The organism is Salinicoccus jeotgali (genome assembly GCF_039538805.1).
GTDB lineage: Bacteria > Bacillota > Bacilli > Staphylococcales > Salinicoccaceae > Salinicoccus > Salinicoccus jeotgali.
Genome location: NZ_BAABCK010000066.1, coordinates 43481 through 54907 on the forward strand (window position 1 = coordinate 43481; position 11427 = coordinate 54907).

The following is an 11427-nucleotide window of genomic DNA, read 5'->3' on the forward strand; positions in this document are numbered from 1 at the left end:
TACCGGTCTTCTTTTTTTATGGTTTTTTAAGCCCGCGCTGCTCAAACACTGCCGCTTCGACGGCTTCATATGTATCCATTTCTCCCCGCCTTTTCATATCAAGCGCCATCTGCTCCCGCACCTTGACAGGCTCATGCGGGACAAACCGATCATGCCGCGAGTCATACTTGTATCCACGCTCTTCCATCACGCGTTTGATGGTCCCCATATGGAGCATGTGTTCACTCAGCAGATACATCTTCACCAGCCTGTCGCTCGGGAACTGTCGGTAATATACGCAACGGGCCTCCTCGCGTGCCCGCGCCACCGCTATCTTATGCTGACCCCCTCTATAGATCCGGGAAGCCGCTTTTTTGACAGCCGAGAAAGTGCCGCCTGCAAGCCACTTTACCTGCCCGGCATTATACTTCCTGACTTTATCCATCCTGACTGCCACCCGCTGTGCATTCGACCGTACCTTCCCCCAGTTCATCTTCATGGATGCACCCCTTTGCTTCCGTACTCGTATGTTCATAGAAAAAACACAATATATGTAATATACATCATATTACCCATATTTTGTATATCTAATCCTATTAGGAGAAAATAAATTGCTCCTCTAGCGTCGGTTTAGCCTGATGTATTATTCTGTTTGTCGTCACAGACGCGCTTTCTCATCCAGCCCATAAAACATCATGAGAAGTGCATAGTCATGTTACTCCCGCTTCAGCCGATCGACATATTGTTTACCTTCAACCAACGATAAGCCGAGTGTCTGCCGGGCTTTCTTGATGGCTTTGATCTCCTCGCCTTCCCTGACCATCCGGCGCAGTTCATGATCGACAGGGTGGCCTTCGCCATCTGCCGTAATGAATTTCTCCTGTCCACTCTTAAGCCGCCTGACCTCACCATTCAATTTTGAATTCGTATACAACAGATAAACAATGATTCCCAGCAGCAGAGGAATGATATATGCCATGATATTCCCTCCCCCTATCTGACATCAATTCTTGCGTCATATTTTACCTGACGCATTTTTCATCACATTCAAAAAGTCCTCGACAAATCTAGCACTGTCAACTTCAAGGCTGACATTGACATTCGGTTCCTCGCCCCATAAACCACCGAAGTCGCAGACGGTCTGGCCGTAATTCAATGGACTGACGGTATCGACATCGACATAGTGGTGCTCGGTCCTAAGGAATCCACGGTTCAAAGCGAAACCGACCGCCAATGGATCGTGCAGCGCGCAGCCATCGAGTCCGAACTTATCCATGCTGAAGGTGCGGTAGATTTCAGTCGACTGCTTGATGAAGTCGTAATACTTACTGCCCTTAAGCGTCTCAATGTCGCGGGCTGTCAGCACAGCTTGTTTTGTGACATCCAAACCAACGAGCGTAACATTCGCGCCACCATGGATGACGATGCGCGCCGCTTCGGCATCCGTGAATATATTGAACTCCGAGTTCGGTCCACTGTTGCCCTGACCGGCTCTCGATACGATGCCACCCATGATGACGACTTCCTTCAATAGCTCGCCAAGCAGCGGTTCCTGTTTGAATGCCAGTGCAACATTCGTCAGCGGCCCCACCGCAATCAGCGTCACTTCCCCCGGATGATGCCTGGCTGCCTCCACGATGAAGTCAGGTGCAAATTGCGCCTCGCACATATTTTCGTACGGATAGTCTATGAGCGCGCCACCAAGGCCATCCTCCCCATGTATATGATGCACATGCCGGGACGGTTTCATCAAAGGACCCGCGGCACCGGAGAAGACCGGCACATCTTCCCGCCCCAACATGCTCAGCACCTTCAAAGTATTGCGGTTGACCATATCAAGTGGCACATTTCCGTCCACTGTTGTGATGCCCAAAAATTCTAGCGCATCACTTTCCAAGCCGTACATGATGGCCAGCGCGTCATCAATTCCCGTATCGACATCCATAATCACCTTCTTCATGAAAGCCCTCCTTTTTACGCCATTATAGCAGAAGCGGTAGGGGTCAGACGAGCCTGGAACGTCTGGAATATGCTAAAATAAAGCTGATATATCTATTATAAAAGGAGCATCTGAAAGTTATGAAACGCTTATTCATTACGGCACTGATCTTCTCCATGGCAGTTCTCTCGGCATGTGGTGAGGACAGTGAATCTTCAGGATCCAAGGATCAGAATGAAACTTCGGAATCTGTTGAAGCCAGTGGATCTTCGGAAACAACTGAAAAGGATTCATCCGCTGAAGAACCAAAAGTGACGGTAACTGACGAGCAGAAAAAAGCACTGGAGGAAAAGTTTGACGGCATCGCCCATAACCCGTTCGTCGAATCAATCGAGCCACAAGACGAGGATTATACACTCATTCATATAGTGGTCAGCGATAAAATCAATGAACTCGATAGATCCGCGGCCGAAGGAAAACTTCAGGGCGTCGGTGAATCGGTCCGTGAAGGTACAAGTGGCATCCTCTTCGACAGTTCCGCCAAGAACTTGCCGATGGTCAAGTTCATATCGCCGGATGACGATCTGCTTGGCCAATACGACAACCGCAATAGGGGTGCTGATATTCACTTTGAATCATTCGATTTCTAATGGTGCGCATAAAAAAGTTCCGGAGCTGAATGCTCCGGAACTTTTTTACTTCTTCTATTTGTCCGGCTCTGCCGGTTTGGAGATTTCTTCAAGTGCTTCTTCGGAATCCTCTGGATCTTCTTCATCCACCGCAACATCCCCTAATGCGACGATGCCGACTACTTTGTTGTCCTCTATAATCGGCAGGCGGCGTACCTGTTCCTGGGCCATGATGTTGGCTGCTTCTTCAACGTCCATATCCGGTGTGCCGGTGACGAAGCTTGAAGACAGGATACGGTTGATCGGCGTCTCCAATGAAAATTGGGACGCAATGCCGCGGATGACCAAGTCACGGTCTGTGATGATGCCGCGCAGATTGCCGTCTTCAGTGACAGGGATGCTCCCGACATCGAGTTCCATCATTTTGGATGCCACTTGCTGTACTGTCGTTTCAGGTCCGCATGTTTCGATTTCAGTCGTCATGATTTCTTTGACTTGCATCAATAATGCCTCCTATTCAATCTTAATATTACATTCATCTTACATATATCTAGTACCCGCAAGAAGCAGACCTTAATCATTACATTAATATCCACAATATTCTAAATGTTTAAATAAAACCTTAAAGGAAATTTAGTATAGTAAGAGCACCTTCAAGCGCCAAAAGAGTGACAGCAACGCCCCATCAATATGATTAAAGGAGGCCAATGACATGAGTGAACGTAAAAGAGTCTGGTTCGAAGAAAATGACAGTCGGCTGGATCCCGCACTCATTGAACAGCTGCGCCAAAGCGAAAGGAAGACGTACCGCACGGCACGCACCGAAAAGATTCCGATCATCATCCGTTGCAGACAGGACACCGCCAATGAGGAGATGGATCAGCTGCTCAAACAATGCGGTGAAGATGTCCATAGCCATCTCGATCAGGAAATGCGCCTCATCAACAGTGTAAAAGGTCAGCTTACTCCGAAGAAGATAAAGGAAATCAAAGATCATACAGCCGTTGAACGCATCTATTACGACCGGCCCGTCTCCGCCTACCTCGACATCACCAATGAACAAATTGGTACTGCCGCCATCAGGGAAAGACTTCAGATCAGCGGTGCCGGGGTGACCATCGCTGTGCTCGACACGGGCATCCATCCCCATGAGGATCTGACGACGCCAAGTAACCGCATCATTGCATTCCACGATGTCATCAACGGCGAGACTGAACCGTATGACGACAATGGACACGGCACGCATTGTGCCGGAGATGCTGCAGGCAATGGGGCGATGTCGAACGGCAAGTACATCGGGCCAGCCCCGGAAGCATCCCTGGTTGGTGTCAAAGTGCTTGACGAGGGTGGAGGGGGTAGCCTCTCAAGCATCATCCAGGGCATCGAGTGGTGTGTCGACTACAAAGACATCCATGGCATCGATATACTGTCCCTCTCTTTAGGGGCGCCTGCCCAAGAATCCTTCCGGCTGGATCCATTGTCGCTCGCGGTGCAGGAAGCGTGGCACTCAGGCCTCATCGTCTGCGCTGCCGCCGGCAACAGTGGCCCGACCCCATCAACCATCGGCACCCCGGCCATCAACCCCTTCGTCATCACCGTCGGTGCAGCAGATGACCAGGACACCCTAGAGCGGACCGACGATGAAATTGCGGAGTATTCTAGCCGTGGCCCAACAATCGACCAATTCATCAAACCGGATATCTACGCGCCGGGCACCAACATCATCTCGCTTCTCGCGCCCGGGTCGACCACCGAGACGGAACTCGCCGATCAGATCATCGGCGAACATTATGTCCAGATGTCCGGCACCTCCATGGCGACGCCGATCTGTGCAGGCGTCATCGCCTTGATGCTGGAAGCAAACCCGAACTTGAGCCCGAATGATGTCAAAAGCATCCTGCAAGTCATCGGTGAACCTGTCTTCAATCACCAGTGGGGCTACATCAATGCCCAAAGGACGGTCGATGCGGCCATACGCTATCAGAAGGATATGAAGGCACCAGTGCCGGATACTGGTCCAGCCTAAAGCGCATATTATGATATTAAAATAAAGCCGGTTGAGGGTACTCTCAACCGGCTTTGTCGTATCTACAAATAAGTTATCTTATATGCTTCTATTGGCGCTGCTTCGCCCAGTTGATGATGCCACCGGCGAGCAGGATATCAAGATCGCGTCCAGTCAGACTGTGGTGGACGGTGATTTCTTCATCCGCGTCTTTCAGTCGAATGGTGAACGTATCCGTGTCCCGGATGGTCTGATGGATGTTGCGGAATTCCAGCACATCTCCTTGGGAGAGCTTCTGATGATCGCTTGGATCATCGAATGTCAACGGCAATATGCCGAAGTTGATGAGGTTCTGCAGGTGAATCCTTGCAAAGTCCTTGACCAGCACAACACGTAAGCCGAGGTACCGCGGCGCAAGTGCTGCATGCTCACGGCTTGACCCTTGCCCGTAGTTGTTGCCGGCAACGACCATATGGCCGCCTGCGTCCTTCTGTTTTTCGGCCCGCTCGATATAGCCCTCATCCACTCCCTCGAAGACGAAGGAGCTGATTTTTGGAATATTACTGCGGAATGGCAATACTCTTGAACCACCCGCTAGGATTTCATCCGTAGAGATGTTATCTGCCATCTTGAGCACTATCGGCAGTTCGAAATTATCTTCTATCGGATCGAAATCAGGAATGGACGACACGTTCGGTCCTTTTTCTATTTCAATATTTTCCTTATCTTTAGGCGGTGCTTCCAGCATGACACCTTTTTTGACCGCAGCCGCTTCCGGGATTTTAGGATACTCCATATCAAGCGTCCTCGGATCGGTGATGACACCACTTAGGATTGAAGCGGCGGCAGTTTCGGGACTACATAGGAAGACACTGTCTTCTTTTGTTCCGGAACGGCCCGGGAAGTTCCGTGGCGTCGTCCGCAGACTGTTCTGCCCGGTAGCTGGCGCCTGTCCCATACCGATACAGCCGTTACAGCCCGCCTGGTGCATCCGGGCACCGCAAGCAGTGGCGGCGAATCGATGATGACCATGTCGTAATGCATGGAGAACGTCTTCAGCATATGTATCATCTTGTTGGATGATAGCAGTTCTGAAGGATTCGGAGGAATGGGGCCGGAAGTAATGATATCCAGGTTTTCCACTTCGGTCTCCTTGACGATGTTCTCCACAGGTACATCCTGGACGATTGCTGTGGACATACCACGCTGATTGGTGACTTCAAACGTATAGTGCGTTGTCGGGCGGCGCAGGTCTGCATCGATCAGAACAGTGCGCTTACCGGACTGAGCATAGGCGACAGCGAGATTGGCTGCGGTAGTAGACTTGCCTGCACCTGGTGTGGCTGAAGTGACGAGAACAGTTTTTATTTCAGTATCGATATTCGAATACATGATGTTCGTCCGGACAGTCCGGAATTGTTCACTGACTGGGGATTTAGGCTGTCTTTCCACGATGAGTTCCCTCGGGCCGGATACATAGTTGCGGGATTTGTTTTTACCAAACATGATCAGTTTCCTTTCTGACTATCGAATTTCGCAATCGTACCAAGTACCGGCAGCTCAAGGTGTTTCTGGATTTCTTCATCTGTAGTAATACGCTTGTCAAGAAATGCCCTGAGGAATGCGATACCGAGTCCAAGCAGTCCACCGAGAATCATACCGATGGCGATGTTGATGAGCGGATGTGGAGATACTGGTGACGGTTCGTCACCAACATCTGCCGGCGCAAGAATGGAGACGTTGTCGACATTCATTACGTCCATCACACGCTCTTGGAACACCTCAGCAATTTCATTCGCGATGGTTTCAGCATTTTCAGGGTTTGGATCAGTGACCGTGACGGTCACGACCTGTGACTGGTCCTGGTTGTTAACGGTGATCTGGCTGGCGAGTGCGCCTGTATTCTGTTCCAGATTAAGATTACTTACAACATCATCGAGCACTGTCGGACTTTTGATGATGTCCCTATATGTATTGATCAGCTGAAGGCTGGCCTGTATGTCCTGATTGTTGACGGCTTCTGATTCCTGGGATTGACTGACGAGGATTTGTGTGTTGGCTTCATATTGCGGGGTCATGAAAAATGCGGTGGCGAATGCAGCGGCTGCACCAAAGAGCAGTACAAGGGCGATGATCATCGCCAGGTTCTTCTTGATCACTTCAAGAATGTCTTCCAAATTCAATGTTTCTTCCATGTTGGCCTCCATATTTATATGTAGAAATATTATATATGTTTACAGTTTATTACTATATCAGATTAAGGTGGATTTTTGCACAGTATTTCGGGAATTTATCAATGAAAGCGATTTTATCGAAATGTTCTGTCTAATGATGTCTCCTTCATAATTATGTAAAATATTTCACTATTTTGTTGAATAATTCGCAGAATATTGTTTATATTTTAATATAACGTCTATATAACTAAAGTCAAAAACCAAATACGGAGGAGATTTTTTGAGTTATCGACGAGAATCAATGATGATCGGATTTGCCTACACGGGGGTCATTGTAGGGGCCGGATTTTCCACAGGCCAGGAAATACTCCAGTTCTTCACGAACTATGGGACATGGAGCTATGCTGCAATCATACTTTCGGCACTGATCATCATGTTTGTCGGCCGGCAAGCGGCTAAACTTGGCTACCGATTGAAGGCGGATTCCCATGAGGAACCGATCAACACGATGTTTGGAGATATGATTGGAAAGACAATCGACTACATACTTGTCTTTTTCCTATATGGCATCTCGGTCATCATGCTGGCTGGTGCAGGCTCAGCTTTCTATGAAAGTTTCGGAGTGTCACCGTGGCTCGGTTCGCTGATCATGATGATTGCGGTGTTTATCACACTGCTGCTCGACTTCAATAAGATTGTCGTGGTGCTTGGTGCAGTGACACCCTTTTTGGTCGCTTTCATATTAATTGTGGCGGCTGTGAACATCTTTAATCCCACCGTTACGTTTAGTGAAGTGAATCAATATGCGCAGGCGGACCGCACGCCGTCCGGAAGTTGGCTATGGGATGCGTTGACATACAGCGGTCTGACGCTTGCGACGGCTTTCAGTTTCCTGTCCATCATGGGCTCGGAGGCAACGAAGCATAAGGCGGCGCGCCGTGGGGCACTGGTCGGCGGCATGATCATTCTGCTGCTGATGGTACTGATCAACGGGGGTATGCTAGCGAACTTGGATGCGGCGAATCATGCGGCACTACCAACCCTATTGCTTGCAGACGCGGTGCATCCTGTAATCGGAACCGGGTTGTCGGTCGTCATGCTGCTGGTGATCTACAATACGGCAGTTGGTCTGATGTATCCGTTCCTGACACGTTTTACAGTAGCCTATTCCAAAAAGTATACGATTATGCTGATCATTGGCTTATTGTTTGGCTATGCCTTGAGTTTCGTCGGCTTTGTCGACTTGGTCAATATTTTTTATCCAATATTCGGTTATATTGGTCTGTTCATTGGAGCGGGCTTGACCATCCGCTGGGTGGCCAATAAGTTTTCGAAGAAGCAGCTGGTATAAATCCGAGCCAGCAGGATGTTCTGTCAGCTTTTGTGTGAAAGCTGAAAAAATTGATAATAGTTGATTACACACTAAAAAAGAGCCTTAGAAAGGCTCTTCTTTAATGCTTTATCAATTCTTTTTCCTCTGTTTCTATCTTCAATCTAGCGCCTGTCCCTGTCTTTGCCAAAATACTTTGCAGTCTATCGATTGTAATGTTTTGATTGCCATTCTCCAGACGGGAGATCACAGACTGCTGAACACCTACCCGATCAGCAAATTCTTTTTGTGTTAATCCGAGACTTAGTCTCAATTCAATCAGTTGTGCCCTCAACTCGTGATTGCGGATTTTCACCAAATCTTCCCTAACATTTTTGAATTCCGGATCCTTTTCAACTCTTTTTTCTGCATAACGTTTCGCAAAACCCACACTACTCACCCTTTCTACTCACCCAATCATCGCGCAGTCTAATCGCATGATTAAGTTCTCCTTTTGGGGTCTTTTTACTCTTTTTAACAAACCCATGTGTCAGCAACAACAATGTACCCTTCCATCTGAAGAAGAAAATTCTATAGATATTGCTGCTATGTTTTACGCGCAACTCGTAGATATCTTCATTTCTAAAGTAATCTACATGAGGATGTCCCCACCTTGGACCAAATCTTTCTAACATTTCAATATCCCGTAAAATCTTATCGGATGCTTTGGCTGGCAAAGCATCGAGAAAAGCTTCCAAAGGTGAATGGTCATTTTCTGTCTTGTAATCTTCCGTGTCCCACTCAAGATTATCCATATAGTTAATATACCTCATAAGTCATATTATAATCATTATAAGCCGAAAATGGTGTCGTGTCCACAGTTCATCCACTACCATTGCTTTATAATACTGAATTTGCGTCAAGATTAAGAGAAGAGAATTGGTGGTAGAGATAAGTATTATGCAATTGGGGGGTATATGATGAAATTGAAGGCATTAATACTCAATACGACACTGAAGTATGGAGATGAACAATCGAATACCGAAGGGTTGGCACGCGAAGTCATGGATATCTATAAGCAAAAAGAGGTCGAAGCTGAAATCGTGCGCCTGAACGACTACAACATAAAATACGGCATCACGGATGACGCGGGTGAAGGCGATGAATGGCCTCAAGTTTTTGAAAAGGTCAAAGCGGCTGATATCGTCCTGATTGGCACACCACTGTGGCTCGGTGAGAAGAGCAGCATCGCAACACTTGCGATCGAGCGCCTGTATGGCAGTAGCTCGTTTACGGATGAGAATGGCCAGTCGATTTTCTACAACAAAGTGGGCGGCGTCATCGTCACAGGCAACGAGGATGGTGCTAAGCATGCGGCCGCTTCAGTACTGTACGGCCTATCCCACATCGGCTTCACCATTCCGCCGAACGTCGATGCCTACTGGGTCGGCGAAGCCGGCCCAGGCCCATCCTACATCGAAGCCGGTCAGGACAACGACTTCACTAAAAAGCATGTGGAGATGCTCGCCTACAACACCATGCATCTGGCGCGCATGTTCAAAGAGACGCCGATTCCGACACAAGGCAACGCGCTCGAGTGACAATCCTTGGAAACTCTGCGCCCGATTGGCTATGATTAAAGTAATACCACTTAGGAGGATGACACAATGGAATTGACAGTTTATCTTGCAGGACAGATCCACGATGATTGGCGCGAAGATGTTAAACGTCTGGCTAAAGAGAAGGACTTGCCACTCCACTTCGTCGGACCGCAGACGGTACATGACCGCTCGGACAATGTGGGCGAAGCAATCTTGGGTGAACAGCCGAGCGGCTACTTCAAGGATGATGCCGCTTCTGCCATCAACAATCTAAGGACCGAAGTGCTCATGAAAAAGTCAGACGTCGTCATCGCGTTGTTCGGCGAGAAATACAAGCAGTGGAATACGGCGATGGATGCGAGTGCAGCGGTCACGCTCGGCAAACCGCTCATCATCGTGCGCCCGGAAGAATTGATCCATCCACTCAAGGAACTCTCCAACAAAGCCAACGTCACGGTTGAAACCATCGAACAGGCGTTGGATGTGCTCGCCTACATCTACGAATAATGCAGGTGTTCAGAGTGAGCCCCGATCATGACATCAGCGCCCGGTATTTGGATAACCGCCGGCTATCGAAGCAGGTGCTCGAACTGTATCAAATACTGCGCGTCAACCTCAGCCTGATCGGCGTGCTTGATACCAACACGCGGTACCGGCACCACCCCATCGTCAAGCACATCTATAATGAAGGGCGTCCGTACATTACGGATACCTTCCGTTTGCTAGACGCGTGCGACAAGGAGCATCAGCGCCGCGGTGGTAAGCGCAGCCCCGCATTCCGGGAAGACTTGGATGCTTTGAAGCGCCTTATCGAGCACCATGCCGGGGACGGGCTGTGGCACGATGATCCATTGCCGCCCCACTATGTCTACGGGGACGTCCGCATCGAAGGAGTGGCAGCTTATCGGGCGTACATCGAGCTATTGAATGCCAAATGGCTGGCGGATACGATTGCGCCACGGTGTGGTATGCACATTAAATAACTACTCTGTTGTACTGGGTTAAAGAAACCCAGTATTTTTCATTTCAAAGCATTATACTTTCTTTCTTTTTGTTAATTAATAAGTTATGATTATTAATTAGTGTAAAGCAATATAGGAGGATGCAGAGTGAGTATTGACAAAAAATTTAGAGATTTCTTAAAGTATGTATTGCCTAAAGATATCCAGAAAAAACTAATCAAACAAGTTATTTTTGATGCCGTTGAGTGTAATAAGGAAGATGTATTAATTGACTTAAAGTTACAGAATTTTTATAAAAATAATTCAAAAAGCAAATTAAAGGTTGTACTTTCTGATGATCAAATAATCTATGAACTTCCTTTCCGTTTTAAAAAAAATGGTCTTCAAATTGAATTGGATCATAATATTCTCAAAATGATTAAAGACTATTGCCTCATAGAAATTATTTTTGAAGGGAAATCATTGAATATCCAAAGTTATGATGAAGAGTATTCACAAATGCAAAAAAACGCTTTCTTCTCAAACAAGCGTTTCTTTAATATTACAGCTCATGGCAATCTTATGATTTCAAATATATTGCCTGAATATAATAGCGAGCAGCCTGTTGATATCAATGATATACATACAAGATATAATTATCTTTCTTTTGTAGTTGGGGAAAATAACAATAACTCCTCTATATATAATTTAGCTTTTTTATATAATTTCGTTTGTCAAAATAAGCTAGACAGTTCCTTTTCACCCATGTAACTCAAAAAGACTTCCAATGGTGTCCGGTAGTTCAATGATTTTCTCGGTATGTGGTTTCTTCTTGAAGCGACAGACGAGA

General features: G+C 47.5%; 15 protein-coding genes and 2 pseudogenes. 7 read left to right on the plus strand and 10 right to left on the minus strand.

Annotated elements, in window-relative coordinates; translation table 11 throughout:
* Positions 1-16: 16 nt before the first annotated feature.
* The 3 genes from ABD734_RS10125 to ABD734_RS10135 all read right to left on the minus strand — a co-directional run bounded on the left by ABD734_RS10125 (position 17) and on the right by ABD734_RS10135 (position 1939).
* Positions 17-478 (minus strand): hypothetical protein, encoded by a 462-nt coding sequence (locus ABD734_RS10125; protein ID WP_344703942.1) that lies wholly within the window; start codon positions 476-478, stop codon positions 17-19.
* 216 nt (positions 479-694) lie between these two features.
* Positions 695-958, minus strand: coding sequence for a hypothetical protein (locus ABD734_RS10130; RefSeq protein WP_344703944.1), 264 nt, complete (start codon positions 956-958; stop codon positions 695-697).
* 36 nt (positions 959-994) lie between these two features.
* Positions 995-1939 (minus strand): nucleoside hydrolase, encoded by a 945-nt coding sequence (locus ABD734_RS10135; protein WP_344703946.1) that lies wholly within the window; start codon positions 1937-1939, stop codon positions 995-997.
* A gap of 119 nt (positions 1940-2058) precedes the next feature.
* Between ABD734_RS10135 and ABD734_RS10140 the strand changes: the two genes are divergently transcribed.
* The gene (locus tag ABD734_RS10140; protein WP_344703948.1) at positions 2059-2568 is read left to right on the plus strand and encodes a hypothetical protein; all 510 of its coding nucleotides are present in this window, start codon (positions 2059-2061) and stop codon (positions 2566-2568) included.
* Positions 2569-2622: 54 nt separating this feature from the next.
* Here the strand turns inward: ABD734_RS10140 and ABD734_RS10145 are convergent, their stop codons facing one another.
* Positions 2623-3048, minus strand: coding sequence for a CBS domain-containing protein (locus ABD734_RS10145; RefSeq protein WP_344703950.1), 426 nt, complete (start codon positions 3046-3048; stop codon positions 2623-2625).
* Between the two features lie 211 nt (positions 3049-3259).
* Here ABD734_RS10145 and ABD734_RS10150 point away from each other — a divergent pair, with 211 nt between their 5' ends.
* Positions 3260-4573 carry a S8 family peptidase gene (locus ABD734_RS10150; protein WP_344703952.1) on the plus strand — a complete coding sequence of 438 codons (1314 nt, stop codon included), beginning with the start codon at positions 3260-3262 and terminating at the stop codon, positions 4571-4573.
* A gap of 88 nt (positions 4574-4661) precedes the next feature.
* On the opposite strand, the pseudogene ABD734_RS10155 reads toward ABD734_RS10150, so the two are convergent.
* From ABD734_RS10155 to ABD734_RS10165, 3 genes and pseudogenes are all read right to left on the minus strand, one after another.
* Positions 4662-5498 (minus strand): annotated as a pseudogene (locus ABD734_RS10155) (aconitate hydratase); the annotation flags it as partial.
* Complete coding sequence (locus tag ABD734_RS10160; protein WP_344703954.1) at positions 5381-6058, minus strand: CpsD/CapB family tyrosine-protein kinase; 678 nt, start codon at positions 6056-6058, stop codon at positions 5381-5383. The pseudogene ABD734_RS10155 and the gene ABD734_RS10160, both read right to left, overlap by 118 nt.
* Positions 6059-6060: 2 nt before the next feature.
* Positions 6061-6747 carry a YveK family protein gene (locus ABD734_RS10165; protein ID WP_344703955.1) on the minus strand — a complete coding sequence of 229 codons (687 nt, stop codon included), beginning with the start codon at positions 6745-6747 and terminating at the stop codon, positions 6061-6063.
* Between the two features lie 259 nt (positions 6748-7006).
* Here ABD734_RS10165 and ABD734_RS10170 point away from each other — a divergent pair, with 259 nt between their 5' ends.
* Positions 7007-8077, plus strand: coding sequence for a YkvI family membrane protein (locus ABD734_RS10170; protein ID WP_344703956.1), 1071 nt, complete (start codon positions 7007-7009; stop codon positions 8075-8077).
* Between the two features lie 100 nt (positions 8078-8177).
* Here ABD734_RS10170 and ABD734_RS10175 read toward each other — a convergent pair whose 3' ends face one another.
* On the minus strand, positions 8178-8486 hold the full coding sequence (locus ABD734_RS10175) for a helix-turn-helix transcriptional regulator (protein WP_344703957.1): 309 nt from the start codon (positions 8484-8486) through the stop codon (positions 8178-8180).
* Position 8487: 1 nt separating this feature from the next.
* Complete coding sequence (locus ABD734_RS10180; RefSeq protein WP_344703958.1) at positions 8488-8850, minus strand: type II toxin-antitoxin system RelE/ParE family toxin; 363 nt, start codon at positions 8848-8850, stop codon at positions 8488-8490.
* 162 nt (positions 8851-9012) lie between these two features.
* Here ABD734_RS10180 and ABD734_RS10185 point away from each other — a divergent pair, with 162 nt between their 5' ends.
* The 4 genes from ABD734_RS10185 (at position 9013) to ABD734_RS10200 (ending at position 11348) form a co-directional block, all read left to right on the plus strand.
* The gene (locus ABD734_RS10185; protein ID WP_344703960.1) at positions 9013-9636 is read left to right on the plus strand and encodes a flavodoxin family protein; all 624 of its coding nucleotides are present in this window, start codon (positions 9013-9015) and stop codon (positions 9634-9636) included.
* A 66-nt stretch (positions 9637-9702) separates the two neighbouring features.
* Entirely contained in the window at positions 9703-10143 is a 441-nt protein-coding gene (locus ABD734_RS10190) for a YtoQ family protein (protein ID WP_344703962.1), read from the plus strand.
* On the plus strand, positions 10143-10619 hold the full coding sequence (locus ABD734_RS10195; protein WP_344703963.1) for a pyrimidine dimer DNA glycosylase/endonuclease V: 477 nt from the start codon (positions 10143-10145) through the stop codon (positions 10617-10619). Before ABD734_RS10190 ends, ABD734_RS10195 begins: the two co-directional genes overlap by 1 nt.
* A 126-nt stretch (positions 10620-10745) precedes the next feature.
* Positions 10746-11348 carry a hypothetical protein gene (locus ABD734_RS10200; RefSeq protein WP_344703965.1) on the plus strand — a complete coding sequence of 201 codons (603 nt, stop codon included), beginning with the start codon at positions 10746-10748 and terminating at the stop codon, positions 11346-11348.
* Here ABD734_RS10200 and ABD734_RS10205 read toward each other — a convergent pair.
* Positions 11312-11427: pseudogene (locus ABD734_RS10205) on the minus strand (IS30 family transposase); the annotation flags it as partial. The gene ABD734_RS10200 and the pseudogene ABD734_RS10205 sit on opposite strands and share 37 nt — an antisense overlap.